This window comes from Streptomyces sp. NBC_01306, assembly GCF_026340465.1.
Lineage (GTDB): Bacteria > Actinomycetota > Actinomycetes > Streptomycetales > Streptomycetaceae > Streptomyces.
Genome location: NZ_JAPEPC010000001.1, coordinates 5,354,264 through 5,376,976 on the forward strand (window position 1 = coordinate 5,354,264; position 22,713 = coordinate 5,376,976).

General features: G+C 70.0%; 23 protein-coding genes and 2 pseudogenes. 11 read left to right on the forward strand and 14 right to left on the reverse strand.

What is annotated here, in order from left to right:
* Positions 1 to 7: 7 nt before the first annotated feature.
* Together OG385_RS23570 and OG385_RS23575 are read right to left on the reverse strand one after the other, a co-directional pair.
* Entirely contained in the window at positions 8 to 982 is a 975-nt protein-coding gene (locus OG385_RS23570; RefSeq protein ID WP_266857393.1) for an aldose epimerase family protein, read from the reverse strand.
* Between the two features lie 9 nt (positions 983 to 991).
* Positions 992 to 1,891, reverse strand: coding sequence for an SGNH/GDSL hydrolase family protein (locus OG385_RS23575; protein ID WP_266857394.1), 900 nt, complete (start codon positions 1,889 to 1,891; stop codon positions 992 to 994).
* A 288-nt stretch (positions 1,892 to 2,179) separates the two neighbouring features.
* Here OG385_RS23575 and OG385_RS23580 point away from each other — a divergent pair, with 288 nt between their 5' ends.
* Both OG385_RS23580 and OG385_RS23585 read left to right on the forward strand, forming a co-directional pair.
* Positions 2,180 to 2,674, forward strand: a complete 495-nt coding sequence (locus OG385_RS23580; protein WP_164260465.1) for a DUF3145 domain-containing protein — start codon at positions 2,180 to 2,182, stop codon at positions 2,672 to 2,674.
* A gap of 45 nt (positions 2,675 to 2,719) precedes the next feature.
* The gene (locus OG385_RS23585) at positions 2,720 to 3,595 is read left to right on the forward strand and encodes an NAD(P)-dependent oxidoreductase (protein WP_266857399.1); all 876 of its coding nucleotides are present in this window, start codon (positions 2,720 to 2,722) and stop codon (positions 3,593 to 3,595) included.
* A 103-nt stretch (positions 3,596 to 3,698) separates the two neighbouring features.
* Here the strand turns inward: OG385_RS23585 and fabF are convergent, their stop codons facing one another.
* The 5 genes from fabF to OG385_RS23610 all read right to left on the reverse strand — a co-directional run bounded on the left by fabF (position 3,699) and on the right by OG385_RS23610 (position 8,614).
* Positions 3,699 to 4,961, reverse strand: a complete 1,263-nt coding sequence (gene fabF, locus OG385_RS23590) for a beta-ketoacyl-ACP synthase II (RefSeq protein ID WP_266857400.1) — start codon at positions 4,959 to 4,961, stop codon at positions 3,699 to 3,701.
* Between the two features lie 75 nt (positions 4,962 to 5,036).
* Complete coding sequence (locus tag OG385_RS23595; protein WP_266857402.1) at positions 5,037 to 5,285, reverse strand: acyl carrier protein; 249 nt, start codon at positions 5,283 to 5,285, stop codon at positions 5,037 to 5,039.
* A gap of 81 nt (positions 5,286 to 5,366) precedes the next feature.
* Positions 5,367 to 6,371 carry a ketoacyl-ACP synthase III gene (locus OG385_RS23600; protein WP_266857404.1) on the reverse strand — a complete coding sequence of 335 codons (1,005 nt, stop codon included), beginning with the start codon at positions 6,369 to 6,371 and terminating at the stop codon, positions 5,367 to 5,369.
* Positions 6,372 to 6,386: 15 nt separating this feature from the next.
* Positions 6,387 to 7,325, reverse strand: coding sequence for an ACP S-malonyltransferase (locus OG385_RS23605; RefSeq protein WP_266857406.1), 939 nt, complete (start codon positions 7,323 to 7,325; stop codon positions 6,387 to 6,389).
* Between the two features lie 89 nt (positions 7,326 to 7,414).
* Positions 7,415 to 8,614, reverse strand: coding sequence for a CdaR family transcriptional regulator (locus OG385_RS23610; RefSeq protein ID WP_266857408.1), 1,200 nt, complete (start codon positions 8,612 to 8,614; stop codon positions 7,415 to 7,417).
* Positions 8,615 to 8,673: 59 nt separating this feature from the next.
* Here OG385_RS23610 and OG385_RS23615 point away from each other — a divergent pair, with 59 nt between their 5' ends.
* Positions 8,674 to 9,333 carry a pirin family protein gene (locus tag OG385_RS23615; RefSeq protein ID WP_266857410.1) on the forward strand — a complete coding sequence of 220 codons (660 nt, stop codon included), beginning with the start codon at positions 8,674 to 8,676 and terminating at the stop codon, positions 9,331 to 9,333.
* Between the two features lie 28 nt (positions 9,334 to 9,361).
* Here the strand turns inward: OG385_RS23615 and OG385_RS23620 are convergent, their stop codons facing one another.
* Positions 9,362 to 10,021 carry a GNAT family N-acetyltransferase gene (locus OG385_RS23620; protein WP_266857412.1) on the reverse strand — a complete coding sequence of 220 codons (660 nt, stop codon included), beginning with the start codon at positions 10,019 to 10,021 and terminating at the stop codon, positions 9,362 to 9,364.
* A gap of 43 nt (positions 10,022 to 10,064) precedes the next feature.
* Between OG385_RS23620 and OG385_RS23625 the strand changes: the two genes are divergently transcribed.
* Positions 10,065 to 10,736, forward strand: a complete 672-nt coding sequence (locus OG385_RS23625) for an HAD family phosphatase (protein ID WP_266857414.1) — start codon at positions 10,065 to 10,067, stop codon at positions 10,734 to 10,736.
* A 49-nt stretch (positions 10,737 to 10,785) separates the two neighbouring features.
* Positions 10,786 to 11,007: pseudogene (locus OG385_RS23630) on the forward strand (ATP-binding protein); the annotation flags it as partial.
* Between the two features lie 28 nt (positions 11,008 to 11,035).
* On the opposite strand, the pseudogene OG385_RS23635 reads toward OG385_RS23630, so the two are convergent.
* Positions 11,036 to 11,124 (reverse strand): annotated as a pseudogene (locus OG385_RS23635) (serine hydrolase); the annotation flags it as partial.
* Between the two features lie 695 nt (positions 11,125 to 11,819).
* Between OG385_RS23635 and OG385_RS23640 the strand changes: the two are divergent.
* From OG385_RS23640 to queC, 3 genes are all read left to right on the forward strand, one after another.
* Positions 11,820 to 12,659: a class I SAM-dependent methyltransferase gene (locus OG385_RS23640; protein WP_266857416.1), complete on the forward strand. Its 840-nt coding sequence runs from the start codon at positions 11,820 to 11,822 to the stop codon at positions 12,657 to 12,659.
* The gene (locus OG385_RS23645) at positions 12,656 to 13,765 is read left to right on the forward strand and encodes a glycosyltransferase family 4 protein (protein WP_266857418.1); all 1,110 of its coding nucleotides are present in this window, start codon (positions 12,656 to 12,658) and stop codon (positions 13,763 to 13,765) included. The genes OG385_RS23640 and OG385_RS23645 overlap by 4 nt, the downstream gene beginning before the upstream one ends.
* Positions 13,766 to 13,846: 81 nt before the next feature.
* Entirely contained in the window at positions 13,847 to 14,569 is a 723-nt protein-coding gene (queC, locus tag OG385_RS23650; protein WP_266857420.1) for a 7-cyano-7-deazaguanine synthase QueC, read from the forward strand.
* Between the two features lie 20 nt (positions 14,570 to 14,589).
* Here the strand turns inward: queC and OG385_RS23655 are convergent, their stop codons facing one another.
* Complete coding sequence (locus tag OG385_RS23655) at positions 14,590 to 15,411, reverse strand: serine hydrolase (protein ID WP_266857422.1); 822 nt, start codon at positions 15,409 to 15,411, stop codon at positions 14,590 to 14,592.
* Between the two features lie 261 nt (positions 15,412 to 15,672).
* A complete protein-coding gene (locus OG385_RS23660) occupies positions 15,673 to 16,140 on the reverse strand; it encodes a GNAT family N-acetyltransferase (RefSeq protein WP_266857424.1) in 468 nt (155 codons plus the stop codon).
* Between the two features lie 114 nt (positions 16,141 to 16,254).
* On the opposite strand from OG385_RS23660, the gene OG385_RS23665 reads away from it, so the two are divergent.
* Together OG385_RS23665 and OG385_RS23670 are read left to right on the forward strand one after the other, a co-directional pair.
* On the forward strand, positions 16,255 to 16,716 hold the full coding sequence (locus tag OG385_RS23665) for a MerR family transcriptional regulator (protein WP_266857426.1): 462 nt from the start codon (positions 16,255 to 16,257) through the stop codon (positions 16,714 to 16,716).
* A 5-nt stretch (positions 16,717 to 16,721) separates the two neighbouring features.
* Positions 16,722 to 17,741 (forward strand): aldo/keto reductase, encoded by a 1,020-nt coding sequence (locus tag OG385_RS23670; protein ID WP_266857428.1) that lies wholly within the window; start codon positions 16,722 to 16,724, stop codon positions 17,739 to 17,741.
* An 89-nt stretch (positions 17,742 to 17,830) separates the two neighbouring features.
* Here OG385_RS23670 and OG385_RS23675 read toward each other — a convergent pair whose 3' ends face one another.
* From OG385_RS23675 to OG385_RS23685, 3 genes are all read right to left on the reverse strand, one after another.
* The gene (locus OG385_RS23675; protein ID WP_266857430.1) at positions 17,831 to 18,688 is read right to left on the reverse strand and encodes a DUF4429 domain-containing protein; all 858 of its coding nucleotides are present in this window, start codon (positions 18,686 to 18,688) and stop codon (positions 17,831 to 17,833) included.
* Positions 18,689 to 18,817: 129 nt separating this feature from the next.
* Entirely contained in the window at positions 18,818 to 20,005 is a 1,188-nt protein-coding gene (locus tag OG385_RS23680; protein WP_266857431.1) for an alpha/beta hydrolase, read from the reverse strand.
* Positions 20,006 to 20,090: 85 nt separating this feature from the next.
* The gene (locus tag OG385_RS23685; protein WP_266861107.1) at positions 20,091 to 20,765 is read right to left on the reverse strand and encodes a TetR/AcrR family transcriptional regulator; all 675 of its coding nucleotides are present in this window, start codon (positions 20,763 to 20,765) and stop codon (positions 20,091 to 20,093) included.
* A gap of 210 nt (positions 20,766 to 20,975) precedes the next feature.
* On the opposite strand from OG385_RS23685, the gene OG385_RS23690 reads away from it, so the two are divergent.
* Positions 20,976 to 22,574: an MFS transporter gene (locus OG385_RS23690; RefSeq protein WP_266857432.1), complete on the forward strand. Its 1,599-nt coding sequence runs from the start codon at positions 20,976 to 20,978 to the stop codon at positions 22,572 to 22,574.
* The last annotated feature ends 139 nt before the right edge of the window (positions 22,575 to 22,713 follow it).

A 22,713-nucleotide genomic window follows, 5' to 3' on the forward strand; every position in this document is an offset into this window, starting at 1 on the left:
CGCCTGCCTACCGCACCGAGAACGCGTACGCCGTCTCGGAAACGAACACGTCGTCCGGCCGGAGCACCGCACCGGGGAACTCCGGCCGGTTCGGCGTGTCGGGGAAGCGCTGGGTCTCCAGCGCGATCCCGGCGCCCGGCCCGAACGGCCCGTCGTCGATGTGGTCACCGGTGTAGAGCTGCAGCCCCGGCTCGCTGGTCGTGATCGTCAGCACCCGCCCGGACGCCGGGTCGGACAGCTCGGCCGCCTCCGGCCCGTCCAGCACGTAGTTGTGGTCGTAGCCGGGGCCCACCTTCCGGGCCTGCCGGAAGTCGAAGCGCGTCCCGGCCACCGGCGCCAGCTCGCCGGTCGGGATCAGCTCCGCGTCCACGGGCGTCACCCGCGAGGCCCCGATCCGCAGTTCGTGCCCGGCCGCGCTGCCGGAGCCCGCACCGGCCAGGTTCCAGTACGAGTGGTTGGTCAGGCTCACCACGGTCGGCGCGTCCGTCGTCGCCTCGTACGAGATTCGCAGCGCACCGCTCTCCGCCAGGCGGTACGTCACGGAGACGGCCAGCCGCCCCGGGAAGCCCTCCTCGCCGTCCGGGCTCACCCGGGAGAGCCGCACCCCGTGATCGGTCGCCTCGGCGTCCCACACCCGCTTGTCGAAGCCCCGGTCGCCGCCGTGCAGGCTGTGCGGCGGATTGTTGCGGGGCAGCCGGTACGTCCGACCGTCGAGTTCGAAGACGCCGCCCGCGATGCGGTTCGCGTACCGCCCGACCAGCGCCCCGAAGTACGGCCCGGGGGAGGCCAGATATCCGGCCAGGTCCGGGAAGCCCAGCGCCACACCGGTCACCGCGCCCGCCCGGTCGGGCACCTCGGCGGACTGCACGATCCCGCCGTAGGTGAGCACGCGCACCCGAGTGCCGCCACGCTCCAGGGTCCACCGGTGGACTGAGGTGCCGTCAGGGAGACGGCCGAAGGGCTCCGGCTGCGCGCTGCTCATGCCCGGACCCTACGCCGGGGGCCGCGCGGCCGTGACGTTGCGGTACGCGATCTCCGCCAGCCGCTCCTGCCCGTTCCTGCCGGGGTGGAACCAGTCCCAGGGGCTCAGCTGCGCCCCGGTGAACCGGTATCCGAAGACCGCCCCGCCGTCGTAACGGCAGTGCGTGTCCGTGGCGCACACGTCCTTGAGGACGGTGTTGTACGCGACGACCCGCGCCTGTACGGCGTCGCGCCGCTTCACCGCCGCCGGGCCCATCGCGTCGGCGTCCCGCAGCATCGAGGCGCAGATCCCCAGCTTCCAGATCTGTTTGCCCAGCGGATTGCCGCGCCCCTGCGACCACAGCCGCTTCAGGTCCGGCACGCTCGACACATAGACCTCGCTCTTGGGCAGCGCCTTGCGCAATCGTTTCAGCGACGTCGTGAACGAGGTCCGGAATTCATCCACCGGTGTCATGTGCGAAACCGAGTCCCGGCAAGCGTCATTGGCACCTGCCATGATCGTCACCAGCTCGGGCCGGTGCGCCGCCGCGGCGTCGATCTGGGCCGGCACATCGGCCATCCGGGCCCCGGTCCTGGCGTCGTTCCAGCCCTTCTTCACCCCGAGCCGGGAGACCAGACTGTGCACCCGGGCGTCCGAACCGGTCGCCCAGGAGACCTTGGGACAGTCGGAGAGCACCGAACAGGCGTCGAAGCCACGGGTGATGGAATCGCCCACGGCAGCGACCGAACCGGGCGACCTGTCCCAGGCCGGGGCGGGTGTCGCACCGCGGTGCGCCTGCGCATGTTTCGCGCCACTGTCGGAAGAGTCACAGCCGGCCAGCGCGCCGAGCGGGAGGACGAGCACCGCAGTCAGCGCCGCGACAGCGGTGCGGCCGTGGCGGCTCCGGGCGGATTCCGGCTTCCTCTGCACCCTCTGGACCCTCCAAGTGGCTGACGCACGCGTCCTGCCGAGTGAAAGCTGTGTGTTCAACGGGGCTGGGACCGACCGTACGTCACACGAGGCAGGCCGCCGCGCGGTAGTTTTTCCCCGTCGAACCAGTGGCAACTTCGCCACCCGCGGCTCCGGTAAATTACATCACGTCACATACTGTCCCATTTCAGGAGATTAACTCCCGATGCTGTTTACTGTTGTACCCCGGGGCAGAACGGGCGAGAGGCCGCTGGGGAAGGCGAACCTCGAACCGCACTGGAGGTCCCGGTGACGACACGTGGAGTTCTGTACCTGCACTCCGCACCGCGCGCGCTGTGCCCGCACGTCGAGTGGGCCGTGGCGGGTGTTCTCGGTGCGCGGGTCAACCTCGACTGGATCAGGCAGCCCGCCTCCCCCGGCACCTGGAGATCCGAGTTCTCCTGGAAGGGCGGCACGGGCACCGCGTCGCAACTCGCCTCCGCGCTGCGTGGCTGGAATCTGCTGCGCTTCGAAGTGACGTCGGAGCCCTGCCCGTCGGCCGAGGGAGAGCGCTACAGCGCCACGCCCGAGCTGGGCATCTTCCACGCCGTCACCGGAATCCACGGCGACATCCTGATCCCCGAGGACCGGCTGCGGGCCGCACTGGCCCGTTCGCTGGGCGGCGAGAGCGATCTGGAGGCCGAGATCGCACGACTGCTCGGCAAGCCGTGGGACGACGAACTGGAGCCCTTCAGATACGCGGGCGAGGGCGCGCCGGTGCGCTGGCTGCACCAGGTCGTGTAGCGCCCGCTCCGGACGGAAGGCCCTGATCCGCTTTACGGTGGGGCCATGGCTGACAACACCTCAGTAGCTGTCCTCGGTACGGGGATCATGGGCGCCGCGATGGCCCGCAACCTCTGCCACGCCGGGCTCGACGTCCGCGTCTGGAACCGGACCCGCTCCAAGGCCGAGCCCCTCGCCGACGTGGGCGCCCGCGTCACCGGCACACCGGGTGAGGCCGTCGAGGGCGCGGACGTGATCATCACCATGGTGTACGACGGCCCGGCGGCCCTCGAAGCGATGACCGCGGCCGGACCCTCGCTGAGCGCCGGGGCGGTCTGGTTGCAGTCCACCACCGCCGGCACCGAGGGGCTCCTCCCGCTCGCCGCGCTGGCCAGGCAGCACGGGCTGGTCTTCGTGGACGCTCCGGTACTCGGCACCAAGGCCCCGGCGGAGAGCGGGCAGCTCACGGTCCTGGTGGCCGGCCCCGACTCCGTACGCGACGATGTGGCACCCGTCCTGGACGCCATCGGCTCCCGTACGGTCTGGGTCGGGAACGACGGCACGACGGGAGCGGCCACCCGCCTCAAACTGGTCTGCAACAGCTGGGTGCTGACCCTCACCCACGGCACGGCCGAAGCACTCGCGCTGGCGGCCGGCCTCGGCGTGGACCCCGCCGGTTTCCTGGCCGCGGTCGGCGGCGGCTCGCTCGACTGCGGCTATCTGCACCTCAAGGCACAGACGATCCTCACCGAGGACTACACCCCGAGCTTCTCGGTCACCACCGCGGCGAAGGACGCCCGGCTGATCGTCGAGGCGGGACGTGCGGCGGGTGTGCGGCTGGACGTGGCCGCCGCGGGCGCCGAACGGTTCCGCAGGGCCGGGGCGCTGGGGCACGGCGACGACGACATGGCCGCGTCGTACTTCGCGAGCTTCGAGGCCTGAGGCGGAGCCCGCACCGCGCAAACCCGCACCACACAGGCCCGTCCCTCCCGGACGGGGGAGGGGCGGGCCCGCGTGGTGTGTGCGGAGTGCTGCGCGCCGGTGATCAGACCGAGCGGAACGCCAGCATCACATTGTGACCGCCGAACCCGAACGAGTTGTTGACCGCGGAGATCGGACCCTGCGGCAGCGTCCGCGGCTTGTCCCGCACGATGTCCGCGTCGACCTCCTCGTCGAGGTCGACGATGTTGATGGTCGGCGGAGCGGTGCGGTGGTACAGCGCGAGCACCGTGGCGACGGTCTCGATACCGCCGGCGCCGCCGAGCAGATGCCCGGTCATCGACTTCGTCGCGGAGATCGCGACGTGGTCGAGGTCGTCGCCCAGCACCTGGCGGAGCGCCTTGATCTCGGCGACGTCACCCTGGGGGGTCGACGTGGCGTGCGCGTTGACGTGCACGACCTCCGAGGGCTTCAGGTCGGTGGTCTCCAGCATGTGCCGCAGCGCCGCGGCGATACCGCGGCCCGTCGGCTCCGGCTGCGCGATGTGGTGGGCGTCCGACGACAGGCCCTGGCCCACGAGCTCGCAGTAGACCCTGGCGCCGCGCGCGGCGGCGTGCTCGGCCGACTCCAGGACCACGATGCCTGCGCCCTCGCCGAGTACGAAGCCGTCGCGGCCCTTGTCGTACGGGCGGGAGGCACCCTCGGGGTCGTCGTTGTTCTTGGACATCGCCATCATGTTGGCGAAGGCCGCGATGGGCAGCGGGTGGATGGTCGCCTCGGTGCCACCGGCGACGACGACGTCGGCACGGCCGGAGCGGATCATCTCGGCCGCGTAGCCGACCGCCTCGGCGCCGGACGCGCACGCGCTGACCAGCGCGTGGACACCCGCCTGTGCGCCGAGTTCGAGCCCGACGTTGGCGGACGGGCCGTTCGGCATGAGCATGGGGACGGTGTGCGGGGAGACGCGGCGTACGCCCTTCTCCTTGAGCACGTCGTACTGGTCGAGCAGGGTGGTGATGCCACCGATACCGGAGGCGACGACCGCGCCGAGGCGCTCGGGGCGGATGGCGTCGTCCTCGCCGGCCTTCGCGGTGAAGCCCGCGTCGGACCAGGCCTCACGGGCCGCGATCACCGCGAACTGGGCCGAGCGGTCCAGCTTGCGGGCGAGGGGGCGCGCAAGGACCTCGCTCGGGTCGACAGCCACCGGGGCGGCGATGCGGACCGGGAGCTCGGCGAAGCGCTCGCCGGTGAGCGGCTTGACACCGGAACGGCCTGCGAGCAGACCGTCCCAGGTCGATGCGCTGTCGCCACCCAGCGGTGTGGTTGCGCCGATACCGGTGACGACCACGGTGCGATTGGTCGGGCTCACTGGAATTTCTTCTCCACGTGTAGAGGGATCTGAATCACGGCGCCACCGCCGGGTGGCGTCAGCCGCGGGCCTGGGTCAGGCCTGGTGCTTCGAGATGTAATCGGCAGCGTCGCCGACGGTCTTGAGGTTCTTGACGTCGTCGTCCGGGATCTTCACGTCGAAGCGCTCTTCGGCGGCGACGACGACCTCGACCATGGACAGCGAGTCGACGTCCAGGTCATCGGTGAAGGACTTGTCCAGCTGGACGTCCTCGACCGGGATACCGGCGATCTCGTTGACGATCTCGGCGAGACCGGTGACGATCTCTTCCTGGGTGGCGGCCATGTTGGCGCTCCTTCGATGTGTAGCGGTGTGTGTCGGGGACTGCTCGGGGTGTTCGAACGAACCGGATTCCTCCGGAAAGCCCTAGGGGAGGGTAACGACAGTCGCGGCGTAGACGAGACCCGCCCCGAAGCCGATGACCAGCGCGGTGTCGCCGCTCTTCGCCTGACCGGTCGCCAGGAGCCGCTCCATCGCGAGCGGAATCGAGGCTGCGGAGGTGTTGCCGGTGGTCTCCACGTCACGGGCGACCATGACGTGCTCCGGCAGCTTGAGGGTCTTCACCATCGAGTCGATGATCCGCATGTTGGCCTGGTGCGGGATGAAGACGTCCAGGTCGGCCGCCTCGATACCGGCCGCGTCCAGGGCCTGCTGAGCGACCTTCGCCATCTCGAACACGGCCCAGCGGAAGACCGCCTGGCCCTCCTGCGTGATCGCGGGGAACTTCGCGCGGCCCTTGCCGTCGCGGTAGTCCGACCACGGCACGGTCTGCTTGATCGTCTCGGACTTGTCGCCCTCCGAGCCCCATACCGTGGGGCCTATGTGCGGCTCCTGGGACGGGCCGACCACGACCGCGCCCGCGCCGTCGCCGAAGAGGAAGGCCGTCGCGCGGTCCTCCAGGTCGGTGAGGTCGCTGAGCCGCTCGACGCCGATGACGAGCACGTACTCGGCGGAACCCTCGACGATCATGCCCTTGGCGAGCGTCAGCCCGTAGCCGAAGCCGGCGCAGCCCGCCGAGATGTCGAAGGCGGGCGCCTTGTCGGTGCCGAGCTTGTGGGCGATCTCGGTCGCGATGGCCGGGGTCTGCGAGAAGTGCGAGACCGTCGACACGACCACGGCGCCGATCCGGTCGGCGGTGATCCCGGCGTCGGCGATGGCCTTGCCGGAGGCCTCGATGGACATCGCGGCCACGGTCTCCTCGTCGGACGCCCAGTGGCGGGTCGCGATGCCGGAGCGGGAGCGGATCCACTCGTCGGAGGAGTCGATCGTCTCCAGGATCACCTCGTTGGGCACGACCCGGGTCGGACGGTAGCCGCCGACGCCCATGATCCGTGCGTACGGGGCGCCCTTGCTGGGCTTGATCTTCGCCATGCTCTCTCGGGCTCCTTAGGCCCCCGCCGCGTCAGCGGCAGGTGATTGGGTCTCGGCGATGAGGGCGCGAGCCGCGTCGAGGTCGTCGGGTGTCTTGAGCGCCAGCGTCCGCACGCCGGGCATGGCGCGCTTGGCGATGCCCACCAGCGTGCCGCCGGGGCAGACCTCGATGAGCGCGGTCGCGCCCAGCCTCTGAGCGGTCTCCATGCACAGATCCCAGCGGACCGGGTTCGAGACCTGGTTGACCAGCCGGGCCACGACGTCGGGGCCGGTCGTGACCACCTCGCCGTCGGCGTTCGAGAGGTACGGGACGACCGGGTCGGCGACGACCAGGTCCTGCGCCGCCTTGCCGAGTCCGGCGACCGCCGGAGCCATGTGGTGCGTGTGGAAGGCACCGGCCACCTTGAGCGGCATGACCCTGCGGACCCCGTCGGGCTTGTCGTCGACGAGCGCAGCGATCTGCTCCGCGGTGCCCGCGGCGACGATCTGTCCCGCGCCGTTCACGTTCGCCGGGGTCAGCCCGAGCTTCTCCAGGTGCGGGAGCACGACGTCCGGGTCGCCACCGAGCAGCGCGGCCATGCCGGTCTCCGTGACGGCCGCGGCCTCGGCCATGGCCAGTCCGCGGGTCCGTACGAAACCGAGGGCCGCGGCGTCGTCGAGGACGCCCGCGAAAGCAGCGGCCGTGATCTCGCCGACGCTGTGTCCTGCGACGGCACCGGGCACGAAGTCGCCCAGCGCGGAAGCGGACAGCAGACCGGCCGCGACCAGCAGCGGCTGGGCCACCGCCGTGTCGCGGATGGCGTCGGCGTCGGCCTTCGTGCCGTAGTGGGCAAGGTCGAGCCCGATGGCGTCCGACCACGCGGCGACGCGGTCGGCGGCACCGGGAAGTTCGAGCCAGGGAGTCAGGAAGCCGGGCGTCTGAGCGCCTTGGCCGGGAGCGACGAGTACGAGCACCCTCACACTCTCTCTTGTGGACGGCTCCGGACGCCCGTGGGGACAGGGACGAAGAACCGTCGGGGTAATTGTTGGTGTCCGACAAAAGTCTAGAGCTGCGTATCCCCGTCGGCCAGGCGCCCCAGGATCAGAGCGATGCGCAGAGTGAATGCGGAGCGCACGTCGGAGGGTGACCAGCCGGTGACGTCGGTCACACGTCGGAGCCGGTAACGAACGGTGTTGGGGTGCACGAAGAGCATCCTGGCCGCGCCTTCCAGGCTGCTCGCCTGTTCCAGGTAGACACTCAGCGTTTCGAGGAGGGCCGAACCCGCCTCCTCCAGAGGTCTGTAGATCTCCTCCACCAACTGCTCACGAGCCGAGGGGTCCGACGCGATGGCGCGTTCCGGCAGCAGATCGTCGGCGAGCACCGGGCGCGGCGCGTCCTGCCAGGCGTAACCGGCCTTGAGCCCGGCGGCCGCGGCCTGCGCGGACCGGGTGGCCGCGAGCAGGTCGGGCACGATCGGCCCGGCGACCACGGGACCCGCCGCGTACGGGCCGATCAGGGCCTTGGCGACCTGGAGCGGATTGTCGTTGCCGCCCGCGATGACGACGAGCCGGTTGCCGAGGACACCGGTCAGCACCTGCACCTTGGCGTGGCGCGCGGCGCGGCGGATCGCCTCGACGGTCAGTTCGCTGTCGCCCTCCGGCGCGGTGCCGAGGATCACACAGACATGGTCGGGCGAGTTCCAGCCGAGCGCGGCGGCGCGGGAGACCGCGCCCTCGTCGGCCTCGCCCGACAGCACCGCGTTGACCACCAGGGACTCCAGCCGGGCGTCCCAGGCCCCGCGGGCCTCGGCGGCCTGCGCGTACACCTGGGCGGTCGCGAAGGCGATCTCCCGGGCGTAGACCAGCAGCGCCTCGCGGAGGATCGACTCGTCGCCGGGGGCGGCGACTTCCTCGATCGCGGTCTCCATGACCTCGATCGTGGTGCGCACCATCTCGACCGTCTGCCGCAGCGTGATGGCCCGGGTCAGCTCGCGCGGGGCGGTGCCGAAGACGTCGGTGGAGATCGCCTGGGGGGCCTCGGGGTGCCGGAACCACTCGGTGAACGCCGCGATGCCTGCCTGGGCGACCAGACCGATCCAGGACCGGTTCTCCGGTGGCATCGCCCGGTACCACGGCAACGTCTCGTCCATCCGGGCGATGGCGTTCGCCGAGAGCCGGCCGGAGGCCTGCTCCAGCCGCTTCAGCGTCGCGGCATGAGGATGTGCGGGAGGGGGTCCGGGTTGCGCGGAATCGGGTCGGGGCACGTGGACAAGACTGCCTTATCGGGACCCGGGTGTGGCGTGGCGGGGCTACGGTGGTCGGCGTGATGGATGTACGGCGCTCCGGCGAGCGCTACCGCGGAGGCGACCCGGAGGCCGGTATCGACTCCCACCACGCCTTCTCGTTCGGCACCTTCTACGACCCGGACAACCTGCGTTTCGGGCCGGTTCTGGCCTGCAACGAGGAGCGGCTCGCGCCCGGAGCGGGCTTCGGTGAACACCCGCACAGCCACACCGAGATCGTCACCTGGGTGGTCGACGGCGAGCTCACCCACCGTGACTCGACCGGCGGCGCCACGGTCGTAAGGGCCGGGGACGTCCAGCACCTCTCGTCGGCCGGCGGGGTGCGCCACGAGGAGCGCAACGAGGGCGGGGACCCGCTGGTCTTCGTACAGATGTGGCTGGCACCCCTGGAGCCGGGCGGCGAGCCCTCGTACGAGACCGTGCGCGGCATCGTGGACGCCACGCCCTACGCGGTCCCGGCAGCGGGCGCGCTGCTCTCCGTCCGCAGGCCGTCCCCCGGCGAGCGCGTGGCGGTGCCGGACGCGCCGGGGGTGTACCTGCATGTCGTACGGGGGGAAGTGCGGCTGGGTGATACGGAGTTGGTGCCGGGAGATTCGGTGCGGATCACCGGGGAGCGGGGCCTCGACCTGGTGGCGGACACCGCGGCCGAGGTGCTGCTCTGGGAGCTGGAGACGGTCTGAGGGGTGTCCCGTAACGATCTCCGACTCGTTACGCGGCAGGTTCGGCGATCAGCGCGGTGGCGACGCGCCGGAAGCCCAGGCGGGCATAGAGCCGGGCGACGTCATCGTCGCCTGCCGACAAGAACACGGTCTCCGCTCCTCGCGATCGGGCGTCGGCCACCAGCGCCGCGGTGACCGCGGCTGCGAGACCACGACGGCGCGCGGTGGGCAGTGTCCCGACACCGACGATCTCGCTGACCGATCCGACTGGCTGGTGCTGACCCGCGCACAACGCCGTGCTGCCTTCCACCGCCGCGGCAACCGAAGTCAGACCCGCGTCGATCCGGGTCACCACGCGTTCCACCGACCCGTCACCCGCTCGGGCACGCACGGCCTCCGCCAGCTCGGGGACTCCCGCCGAGCCCAGATCGGTTCCGGGCTCCGCGAAAGCAAGATGCGGCACGGCCAGCGCGCTCGCCAGCGCCGGATCGTCCGGGCCCATGGTCCGCACCCGTATTCCGCCGGACGGCGCGTCCGCAGCGGGCACCGGGGCGCCCGGGTCAAGCACCATCAAGGGGTGCTCGTGAACCACAAGTCCCGAGTCCTCGACCGGGGCCCGCAGCCCGGGTGTGGTCTCGGCGATCCACTCAAGACTCTCCGCGATCCCGAGTTCACGCTGCCGGGCGCGGACCCGATCGACAGCGGCCACGCTCACCGAACTGCCTGCTCGGAGCCGGTGGCATGATCGGCGCGTGATCAGTGAACCTGGCCGACCCGGTGCGATGAGGCATGTCCTGTTCGATGTTGATGGCACCTTGATCGATGCCGTGGACAACCAGCGCCTGGTCTGGCGAACGTGGGCGGAGCGCTACGGGCTGGACCCCGATGAGGTCTACCGGGTGGCGCTGCGGACGAGGCCGATGGAGACCTTCGCGCAGGTCGCTCCTGACCAGGACCCTCGGAACTGCCTGGCCGCTCTGCACGAGTTGGAGGACGAGGACGTCCGCTCCGGCACCTATACAGCCTTCGCCGGCGCCTCGGAGGTGCTGACTGCTCTGGCACCCGGCACCTGGGCGTTGGTGACTTCGAACTATGAGCACCGGGTGCGTGGACGTTTTGCACGGACGGGCTTGCCGGTCCCGGAGGTTGTCGTGGATGCGGCCGCTGTGGAGGAAGGCAAGCCGTCGCCGGTGCCGTATCTCCGGGCCGCCGCGCGACTTGGCGCTCAACCGGAGAACTGTCTGGTCATCGAGGACGCCCCCTCCGGGGTGCAGTCCGGGCTGCGTGCCGGGATGACGGTGTGGGGCGTCAACACCCCCGCGATGGTGGACGGCGTGCACCGTCACTTCGGCAGTCTGCGCGAAGCGGTCCGCGACATCCTCGCCTTCGCGTCCGGTCCTGCCTCCCACGGGCACGGAGGCTGATGCGCCGGCAGATCAGCGTGCGCCGCGAACGCACGTGCCGGGGGCCGCCGGAGGCGTGCGGGTCGAGGTCGCGGACGGATGGCCCCAACTGCCCAGCGCGGCCGTCGGCGATGAACTCGACGAGGGCGGGCGGGGGTTGGTCCTGGTCGACGCCCTCACCGACAGCTGGGGCGTGGAGCCGCGTCGCGACGGGTGTGGCAAGACGGTGTGGTTCGAGTGCCTGACCGCGAAGGCGGCAGATACGCCGGCGCGGGGGATGGCCAGGGCGTGACGTGTTACCGGGCGGAGTTGACCTCGGAACGGATCTCGTATTCGAAACCCCAGTCGTTCGGGTTCTGGAGGCCGTATCCGGCAGCACGCCCTTGAACCCCGGGTCGACCACCGAGGACACGCCGTCCGGCATCAAACGGCTAAGCCGACACCTCGCCGATTGCGCAGGTAAATCGACCGCGGATTTCCCGCTGTCATCCCGCTTCCCGAACAACACCGCAGACATATTCGGTCACCCTGGTTTCTGTGGTGCGCCTTCTGCCCTGCCCATCAATACGTTGAGTTGAATATGACTCCATTCGGCCACCCGGCCGAAAAGTGGTGGCGCTCAAGCTCTGCCCATTGATTCAAGGGGCAGAGGTAATCCGCGGGTCGTGTTTGTCGACCGTGTGCCGGGGAAGATTGCCATAGTCGTCATGAGGTTTGATCTACGTCGCTCCAGGCCGGGCTGGAGACCGAAAACCGTGGCCAGCGCTGCGCCTATCGCCCAATGTTTCCAGGTATTCCGCCAACCCATAACCATGCATGGGTCGAATCCCTGTTTCGAAAAGTGTAAGAAATCGAGGGTGGGTAACTTGATTTCGTGTGGGCGCGGCCAGATTCCACTGATTCCGTTGTCAAGGCGGGAAGGTGAAACCGTGACCGGGTTCAAGCTTAGTAAGCAGCTCCATTTCTCGGCCGTCCACCGTTTCTCCGATCTGCCCGAGGGGCGTCAGTGCGGCCGAATGACCGAGCCGTCAATCTCTCAGTGAGGTTCACTTGCACACACACCACGACACCCGTCCCGATGCGTCCTGCCTGGATGCGTCTCAGGTGATCACCCACCCGTTCTGCGCCCCGGGCGACGGCATGCCGACCGAGTACCGCGGCCCCCACAGCCTCAGCCATCGCGGCTGGCTGGACTTCACCAGGCGGCTGGAGCGGCGCGAGGAGATCGCCGCCGCCTGCGCCGCCGTCGCCGGTAACAAGCGCGTACTCGATGTGGGAGGCGGCACGGGCGATCTCACCCGGGCCGTCGCCCGGCAGCTCGGGCACTGCACGACGGTCGAACCACATCTTCAGCGGGCGGAGACACTGCACGAGCGCACCGGGGCGGACGGCGGCGGGACGATCGAGATCCTGCCCGGAGCCGCCGAGTCCCTCCCGTTCGCCGACGCGTCGTTCGACGCGGTGATCGCCACCTGGGTCCTTCCGTATGTAGAGGATCTTGAACGGTCGGTGCGCGAGATGGCGCGGGTCTGCGACCGTTCCCAACCGGAGGCGAAGATCGTCCTGCTGGGCGGCGCCGCCGACAACGAGCTGGTGAGCATCCTCAACGAGACCTGCGTACCGGTGGCCGGGGAACCGCAGGACCACCAGGGGTACTTGCTGGGCTGTGCCGCCCGGGTACTCAGCAGGCATGGCTTCGGCTGCTTCTCCCTGGGGCGCACGGAGGCGGCCGTCCATTTCCCCGAGCAGCGCGTCGAGGACCGTGTCGAGGCCGCTGCGGAGACTCTGGTCAACTTCTGGTACGAGGACCATCCGAAGGCCGCCGAGATGCGTGAGGCCGTCGCTCCGGCGATCTACCGGCACTTCACGCACCGGCCGCACGCCATCGGGGACCAGGGCCTTGTGCTCATTGCCCGCCCGAAGTGCCGGGCGGACGCCGAATGAACATCGCTTTCGTCCTCCTGACCCACGAGCCCGACGAACCCGCCGGGATCGAACGGGCTCTGGCGTCACTCGCCGATGGGCTCAGAGAACTCGGCCACCGGGTCCTGTTCGTGGCCGCCGGCCCCCCGTCCGTGTCGGACGGCCCCGACCTCGTGCGCCTGAAGACGCTCACGCTGCCGCGGCCCATGCTCGTCGACCAGGTGCTGTCTCTCCTGCCCAGTCCGCTTCCCGTCCGGCGAGAGGTCGAGAGCGTGCTGCGTGAGCAGGACATCGATCTCGTCTGCTGGGCGGACGCGGTCGCGGGCCTCGGCTGCCTCAGCCCCGCTCCGCCAGAGGTCCGTACAGCGCTGATGGTCCATTTCATGCGGACCGACGATTCGATGAAGCAGAGTCTGGGACACAAGCCCGGGGTCGTCCTGCCGGTGAGCGACTACCTCACCCGCGCCTCGGCTCGCGCCGGTGTGGACACCACCGGCTGGCGGGCCCTCCCGAACGCCGTCCCGGCCCGGAGCGACCCGCCGTCTCCTGACGTACGGGAACAGCTTCGCCGTACCGGCCCGGTGCGAACGCTGGCCAGGGCCGACCCGCAGAAAGGCATCGCCCAACTGCTGGACGCCTTCCCGGAGGAGGGGATCGGCCGTCCGGTACAGATCATCCTGGCGACGGCACGGTTCGAGTTCTGGCCGGGCATGCAGGAAGACGTGCTCGATGAGTGCCGACGCCTGGCCGGTCGCCTCCCCGACGTCGAGATCCTTCCTCAGATCCCGTGGCAGGACGTGCAGGGGTTCCTGGCCGAAGCCTCCATCGCGCTGGCGCCGTCCGTCGAGCCGGAGACCTTCGGCAATGTTGCCGCTGAGGCGCTCTCGGTCGGTACGCCGGTCGTGGGATACGCACTGGGCCACCTTCCCGCCCTGGTCGGTGAGGCCGGCCGCATGGTGGACCTGGGCGACGGGCCCGGCCGGTTGTGGGCACAGGTGAGGGACCTGGTCAACGACGCTCCCGCCTACCACGCGCTGTCCCGGCAGGCCGTGTTGCAGGCCGCGGACCTCATGCCCGTTGCCGTCGCAGGAACCTTCCTGGCCCTGACGGCACCGACCGCCCCATGACCGGCCCACAGAGCACTGACACTTCCCCGCACGCCATCGACCTGTCCCGCCGCGGGGCAGAGACACATCGGAGGAACGGACATGAGCCAGACTCCTGCGAGTACCGACCCGTTCACCGCTGTCATCGTCCTGTCGGGAGGCATGGACTCGACGACCCTGACGGCGCATTACGCGGCACTGGGCTACCAGTTGATCGCCGTGACGGCCGACTATGGGCAGCGCCACCGACAGGAGATCGAATCCGCCCGCGCGGTCGCGAACCACTACGGCGCCGACCACCATGTGGTCGATCTGCGCGGCTACGGGGCACTGCTGCACGGGTCGGCTCTCACCGACGCCGACGTGGAAGTGCCTGACGGTCACTACGCCGAGGACTCCATGCGCTCGACGGTGGTGCCCAACCGAAACGCCGTCCTGGCCAACGTCGCCGTAGGAGTGGGTGTGGCCAACAGGGCGGCCACCGTTGCCCTGGGCATGCACGCAGGCGACCACTTCGTCTATCCGGACTGCCGACCGGCCTTCGTCGATGCCTTGCGCAGCCTGGTGGACGTGGCCAACGAAGGGTTCCCGACGCCGCGGGTCGAGGCGCCCTTCCTCACCTGGTCCAAGGCGGACATCGCAACGCACGGGGCCCGCCTGAACGCGCCGCTGGACCTGAGCTGGTCCTGCTACAAAGGCGGTGAAACACACTGCGGTACGTGCGGCACCTGCTACGAGCGGCGTGAAGCATTCCGCGACGCCGGAGTGGAGGACCCGACCGCATATGTGGACAGCGTGACCGAATTCACGGCGCCACGCTCCTGAGCGCAGCCGGGGGCGACCGGTCACCGCCCGGAGTTGACCTCCGCCAGCACCGACTCGGTGAACGGCGGCCACGCCTCGATCGCCCACGGTCCGAAGGCCCGGTCGGTCAGTGCCACGCAGGCGGCCCCCGCCTCCGGGTCCACCCAGAGGAACGTACCCGACTGGCCGAAGTGGCCGAAGGTGCGCGGCGACGACGAACTGCCCGTCCAGTGCGGGGACTTGGCGTCCCGGATCTCGAAGCCGAGGCCCCAGTCGTTCGGGTTCTGCAGGCCGTAGCCGGGCAGCACGCCCTTGAGCCCCGGGTGGACCACCGCGGTGGCTTCGGCGACGGTGCGCGGGTCGAGCAGCCGGGGCGACTGGAGCTCGGCGGCGAACCTGGCCAGGTCGTCGGCGCTGGACACAACGTCCTTCGCGGGGGAGCCGTCCAGCGAGGTGGCCGCCATCCCGAGCGGTTCGAGCACCCCCTCGCGGAGGTAATCGGCGAACGGGATGCCGGTGGCCGCGGCGATGTGGTCGCCCAGCGCCTCGAACCCCGCGTTGGAGTAGATGCGGCGCTCACCGGGGGCCGCCATCACCCGGTTCTCGTCGAAGGCGAGACCGCTGGTGTGGGCGAGCAGATGCCGGACCGTGGACCCGGGAGGACCCGCGGGCTCGTCCAGCTCGACCGCACCCTCCTCGTACGCCATGAGCGCGGCGTACGCGGCGAGCGGCTTGGTGACCGAGGCGAGCGGGAAGCGCCGCGCGGTCGGGCCGACGGTACCGGCGACGCTGCCGTCCGCTCGTACGACGGCGGCGGCCACCGTGGGTACCGGCCAGTTCTCGGTCATCGCCAGGCTCTTCATGAGGGACGAGCTTAGGGCCTTACGTTTGGATCATGCCGGGCTCGCGGGGTCTGGCACGCACATCTGCCGCGTTGTCGTCAATCAACAACTCCCCCAGCCTCCGGCCGGGGGGACCCCCACCGCGTTGCCTCAATCCTCCGCCTTGCAGCTGCGCTCGGCATCCAAAAGATCAATGAGAGAGCCGAGACGGAGTGAGCGAAGCGAACGCAGTGCACCAGACCCCGCTCCCTGATCCGGCCTGATCCAAACGAAAGGCCCTCACTACAGCGTCAGACGCATCGCCGGATCGGGGGTCCTGACGAATCCGAGCGAGGCGTAGAGAGGCTCGCCGTCGGCCGACGCCCGCAGGTCGACCTTGGGCACACCCCGCTCCCGGAACCAGCCGAGCAGCGCCTCCATGCAGGCGCGCGAGTACCCTCGGCGGCGCATGTCCGGATCGGTCGCGACGCTGAAGACGTAACCGCTCGTGCCGTGCGGGTTGCCGGGGCCGCCGAGCCGGTACTCGACCGTGCCGACCACGCAAGCGGCGAGCCCGCCGTCCGGCCGGTCGACGACGAACGCGGTGAGATCGGACTCCGGGTCCTTGAGCTTCCCGCGCAGCGTCTCGACGGCGGCCGGCTGCCAGCTGATGTCCGGGTGCGGTTTCCCGGACATGGAGTCCTGCATCAGCTTGCGCAGGCGTACGAGTTCGACGGCGTCATCGGGAATCGCGCGGCGGGCGGTGCTCATGATCCTGGAGGCTACGGGAGCCGTCTGTGAAGTTCCGCTCGATTTCGCTTGCTTGGAGTGCGCTCCAAGGATCTAGCGTTGGTGCTGTCGCGAGGATGAAGGAGCTGGGACCGCATGACTGTGACCGAGACCGTGCCCGCGTCGGAGACCGTGGACCTCTGCGCTGCACCGCCCACCGCGGGCAGGCTGCCCGACGGACAGGACCAGTACACGATCAGCCAGGTCGTCGCGTTCACCGGTCTCACAGCGCACACTCTGCGCTGGTACGAGAGGATCGGGCTGATGCCGCATGTCGACCGGTCGCACACCGGCCAGCGCCGCTTCTCCAACCGCGACCTGGACTGGCTGGCCTTCGTCGGCAAGCTGCGGCTGACCGGGATGCCGGTGGCCAAGATGGTCCGCTACGCCGAACTCGTACGCGAGGGCGTGGACACCTTCGAGGAACGGCAGGAGCTCCTGGAGGAGACCCGCAGAGATGTGCGGCTGCGTATCGCGGAACTCCACGACACGCTCTCCGTACTCGATTTCAAGATCGGCTTTTACGCGGACGCCCGGCGGGCGTCGGAGAGGTTCTGAACCTGATGAGCATCGAAAAGATCGACAGGGTACGGCTCGGACAGGACGGCCCCGAGGTCGGCGTGCAGGGCTTCGGTGCCATGGGCATCAGCGAGTTCTACGGGGACACCGACGAGGCGGCGGCCAGGGACACCCTGGAGGCCACCGTCGAGGCCGGTGTCACGCTGATCGACACGGCCGACATCTACGGACTGGGCGCCAACGAGAGCTTTCTGGCGCCGTTCGTCGCCGCGCACCGTGACGAGATCACGCTGGCCACCAAGTTCTCCATCGAGCGGCGCGCCGACGACGAGCACTACCGGGGGGTGCGCAACGACGCCCCGTACATCAGGCAGGCCGTCGAGGCGAGCCTGCGCCGGCTGAACGTCGACGTCATCGACCTCTACTACATGCACCGCCGCAACCCCGATGTGCCGCTGGCCGAGTCCGTCGGCGCGATGGGCGAGCTGGTGGCCGCGGGCAAGGTCAAGTACCTGGGGCTGAGCGAGGTGACCGGTGCCGAGCTGCGCGAGGCGCACGGCGTGCACCCGATCACCGCCGTGCAGTCCGAGTGGTCGCTGTTCAGCCGCGATGTGGAGGTGAGCCTGATCGGTGCGGCCGCCGATCTCGGGGTGGGCATCGTGCCGTACTCCCCGCTCGGCCGGGGCTTCCTCACCGGCTCCTTCGCGGACGCGTCCAAGGACCTCGAAGGCGGCGACTTCCGGAAGTTCCAGCCCCGCTTCACCGGCGACAACGCCAAGGCCAACGCGGCGCTCCTCGAACCGGTGCACAAGATCGCGGCGGCGCACGGAGCGACGGCCGCGCAGGTGGCCCTCGCCTGGGTGCAGCAGCGGGCCGAAGTGCACGGGCTCCGCGCGGTCGTGCCGATCCCCGGCACCCGTAAGCGCACCCGCCTGCTGGAGAACACCGGCGCCACGCGGCTGCGGCTGACCAGTGACGAACTGGCGCTCCTCGAACCGATCGCGGGCGAGGTCAAGGGCGACCGCTACCCGGACATGTCGTCGACGTCGGCGGCCCGCGAGTAGCCGCATCCGGGGGGACATCAATGTGACGCCGGAGGGGGTCCGCCACAGTGCGGGCCCCCTCCGGCATGTCTCTCCGTACGGGCCTGCCGTTACAGCTCCGCCAGCAGTTCGGCCTTCTTCGCGCTGAACTCGTCGTCCGTGACCAGCCCGGACGAGTGCAGCTCGCCCAGGTGCCGTATCCGCTCGGCGATGTCCGCCGGGTCGCGCCGGCCGGTGGCGATGGCGGGCACCGGCACCGGCACCGTCCTGGAGTGGCGGGCCGCCCCCAGGACCGCGGCGGCGAAGGGCAGCGACTCGTGCACCGGTCCGTAACCGAGCCCGAAGACGACAGCCGCGGGGTCCTGGTCCGCCTGCGCCGCATCCGGCTCGCCCTGCCGCAGCACCCGCAGATAGCCGTCGTACGCCTCGGGGGAGCGCCAGTCCACACCGGTCAGCTCGGCCACCGGGAAGCTCTGGTCGCCGCACTTCCACTTGGCCGACGACGCACCCGTCCAGGACCACCGGAACGAGACCCTCGACCCGTCGAAGGACGCCTTGCCGTCGTACGCCTTGAAGTGGAGCGGCGCCTCGGGCGCCGCCACCAGGAACCGTTCGGCCGGCTCGGCCGCCTCCGGCACCAGCCGCGCCGTCAGCTCGTCCGCGTAGTACTCGGCGAGCGTCCGCTGCGCGGCCGGAAGCACCAGCCGGTACGGATCGCACCCCTCCTTCAGCTGCCCCGAGGCCGCCTCCATCAGCGGGTCGGCGCCCGCGCGCGGTGCCGCGTGCAGCACCACGGTCCCTCGTCTGCCCTCGGTCACCGTCACCGACCCCAGCGCCTCGTGGGGGATACGCCGCTGACGCAGCGCCTGGAAGAGCTTCGGCGTGCGAATCCCCCGTTCGAAGCGGATGAGCACGGAGTCGGTCGCGAACTCCCAGGTGGCTTGAATTCCGGCCAGCACATCACCCATGTGCCACATCGTAGGCGGCGTGCGCCCGCGCGTCGCCCCTCTGCGGCGGACCCGATGTACGGACATCTACGCGCGTGAACCCCCTGAGACCGCCCGGTATTGGGGTGGGCGGCCCGAATCACCGCAAGATCAGCTGCGGCAGGTGTCCCCGCCGTTCGCACATGTCACCGAATCGAACTCGCCGGTGCCGACCGCCGCGAAGTTGTGCAGGCTCTCGGTGCCGGGCGCGAAATAGCCGGTGTGGCCCTGTGCCGAGCCCGCCGACACGACGCGGGCGCCGAACTGCGGCGAGACCGGGTCGGCGCCGTGGCCGAGGCCCCCGACGTCCAGATGCGGGACGTCCTGGATCCAGTCGCTGCTGTCCCGCATCGCCCACACCCGGGCGCCCGTGTCCAGTTGCGCGGCGTTCTCGACGCGCATCCCCGGGCTGCCCGCGACCGCGATGTCGCTGACCCGGGACGGGAGGTCGCGGGCGGCGACGCCGCAGAGCACCGAGCCGTAGCTGTGGCAGAACAGCGCGACGGGCGCCCTGCCCGGCAGCGCGTCGACGAGTGCGTGCAGCCGGAGCGAACCCTCGGCGGCGAGTCTGCCGATCGCGGCGTCCACGCCGATACCGACGGGCGAGGTGTAGTCGGCCCAGGCGATGACGGCGGTGTGCGACCCGGGGTCCGCGGAGTGCTCGGCGCTGTACAGCGACGTCGCCATGCCCACCGGCGCGGTGTAGTAGGCCTGCCGGGTCTTCTGGAAGGTCAGCAGGTTGGTGTCGACTCCGGGCACCACGATGGAGATGTGCCGGGCCTGTTGCAGATCGCCCATCACCTGGGCGACCCGGCCGGTGCCGGTCGGGTCGAAGGCGAGGATCTGCCGGCCGGGCTGCGCCAGCGCGTTGTAGCGGTCGTAGGTCTGGCGCGCGTCCTGGTGGCCGAGCTTGTTCAGCGTGGGGTCGGTCAGCCGTTCGCGTTCCTGCCCTGCGGCCTGTTCCAGCGCACGCCGGTTGGCCTGGTAACGCAGGGTCACCGGAGCGCCGTTGAGATTGCCGACCACCAGCGGATAGTCGTCGACGAGCCGGGCGCGGTCGGCCGCGGTGAGCTCGGCGAAGAAACTCGACAGCCGGTGCGGCGACGCGTTGGGCGAGGGGAGGTGGTGGCCGGCGATGGAGCCTCTGCCCCAGGCGGCCAGCGCGGCTTGGCGAGGTCCGGCGGTTCTGTGGTGGTGCACGGCGGTCCAGCCGGTGGTGGCCAGCATGACGAACACCACCGCGAGCGCGAGCAGAGTGCGCCAGACGGTGAGGGTGGGGGAGGAGTCGAAGGAAGTCACTGCCCGCCACCCTAGGAGACGGGGAAGCGTGCTTGCGAAGTCCGTGAGACACATCACGTTTCATCGCGGGAATGTATCCGAATGACTACATGCCGTGTGCGCCTGTCGTACGCCAGTTCCCTGCCAGTGCCGGCCCGATCTGGTCCAGGTGGGTCAGGGTGATCGCCCGCATCGAGGCGATGCTCAGGTCCTGGCCCTTGCCCCAGATCCGGCCGGTGGCCCGCATCACGCCGGCGAACGCCGCGACGGCCACGCGCGGCCGCGGATCGGTGTCCACGTCGAGCCCCTCGCGTGTGGCGATCAGCTGGGCGATCCGGTCCTCCAGCTCGGCCGAGCGGCGCAGATGGATCGCGAGCAGGGCGGGGGAGGACTCGATGATCTGGCAGGTCCGCATGTACAGGTCGACCGGGATCAGGTCCTCGATGGTCAGGCTGATGCTGTCCCAGGAGGCGAGCACGGCGTTACGCATCGCCTCGAACGGGGTCTCCTGCGGCGGGCGGGCTTCCAGCGCGGTGAAGAACTGCGACTCCACCAGGTCGTGCACCGCGAAGGCGGCCTCCTCCTTGCTGGCGAAGTACCGGAAGAAGGTGCGCTGGGAGACCTCGACGGCGTCGGCGATCTCGTCCACGGTCGTCTGCTCGTACCCCTTTGTCGTGAAGAGTTCGAGTGCGATGCGCAGCAGGGCCTCGCGGGTGCGCTGCTTCTTGCGCTCCCGCAGTCCGGTCGGCGCGTCCGGCGTCGACGGCTCGGTCTGCTCCATCGTCACGTTCTGGTCCTCTTTCGGTGTGGGGGGCGTGGGGGGCGTTGGGGGGGTGTGCGGTGCGCGGTCCGGCTTCGGTTCCGGCCCCGGGGCTGAACTTCTCCCGGTTTCGGGTGCTTTGTCGTTCCAGCGTACCTGTGAGCTATGTGACAGCTACCGACTTGTGGATTGGTTTGTCAAATGTCAGAGGCTGACACTAGTCTGACTCGTATGACTAGTCAGACCACTGTCGACCCGGCGCCGCAGGATATTGCGGCACCGCCGGTCAAGGGGCTCCGCGGCCACCCTTGGCTGACGCTCTTCTCCGTGGCCATCGGCGTGATGATGGTCGCGCTCGACGGCACGATCGTCGCGATCGCCAACCCGGCCATCCAGAAGGATCTCGGGGCCACCTTCGCCCAGATCCAGTGGATCACCAATGGCTACTTCCTCGCCCTCGCCGTGGCGCTGATCACCGCGGGCAAGCTCGGTGACCGATTCGGCCACCGCCAGACCTTCCTCATCGGCGTGGTCGGCTTCGCCGCCGCGTCCGGCGCCATCGGCTTCTCCAACAGCGTCAGCCTGGTCGTGACCTTCCGGGTCCTCCAGGGGCTGTTCGGTGCGCTGCTGATGCCCGCCGCGCTCGGCCTGCTGCGCGCCACCTTCCCGGCCGAGAAGCTCAACATGGCCATCGGCCTCTGGGGCATGGTCATCGGCGCCTCCACCGCGGGCGGCCCGATCATCGGCGGCCTGCTCGTCCAGCACGTCAGCTGGCAGTCGGTCTTCTTCATCAATGTGCCGGTCGGTGTGATCGCGCTCGTCGTGGGTGTGGTGATCCTCAAGGACCACCGGGCCGCGAACGCCCCGAAGTCCTTCGACATCCTGGGCATCCTGCTGCTCTCGGCGGCCATGTTCTGCCTGGTCTGGGCGCTCATCAAGGCCCCGGCGTGGGGCTGGGGCGACGGCAAGGTCTGGATCTTCCTGGCCGTCTCGCTGGTCTGTTTCGCGGCCTTCGCGTTCTGGGAGACGAAGGTCAGGGAGCCGCTCATCCCGATGGCGCTCTTCCGCTCGGTGCCGCTCTCCGCGGGCGTCGTGCTGATGGTGCTCATGGCCATCGCCTTCATGGGCGGCCTCTTCTTCGTCACCTTCTATCTCCAGAACGTGCACGGTATGAGCCCGGTCGACGCCGGACTTCATCTGCTGCCGCTCACCGGCATGATGATCGTCGCCTCCCCGCTCGCGGGCGCGGTGATCACCAAGCTCGGCCCGCGCATCCCGCTCGCCGGCGGCATGGTCTGCACGGCCGTCGCGATGTACGGCATGTCCACGCTGGGGACCGACACCGGCAGCCTCAACATGTCGATCTGGTTCGCGCTGCTCGGCCTGGGGCTCGCCCCGGTCATGGTCGGCGCCACCGAGGTCATCGTCGGCAACGCCCCGATGGAGCTCTCCGGTGTCGCCGGTGGTCTCCAGCAGGCCGCCATGCAGATCGGTGGCAGCCTCGGTACGGCGGTGCTCGGCGCGGTCATGGCCTCCAAGGTCGACAGCACCCTGCCGGTCAAGTGGGCGGACGCCAAACTTCCTCCGTTCGGGTTCGGTCAGCTGGACCAGGCGTCGCAGGCCGTCCAGGTCGGCATGGCCCCGGTGCCGCCGCACGCGCCGGCCGGACTCGCCGCGAAGATCACCGGCGTCGCGCACGACACCTTCATGTCGGGCATGAGCCTGGCCTGCCTGGTCGCCACCGGCGTCGCGGTCGTCGCTGTCTTCGTGGCCCTGCTCACCAAGCGCGGTGACAACCCCGAGGCGGCTTCGGGCGCCGCCCACATCTGACGCCCCCTTCCGACCCACCGGCGTCAACTCCGCGCATACGACAGCCCCGCCGGACCCCTCCGGCGGGGCTGTCGCCTATCAGGGTGGTACGGGCGGTGCGCTCTTCCGGCGGTACGTGATCACGGGCCAAGCTGCGGTC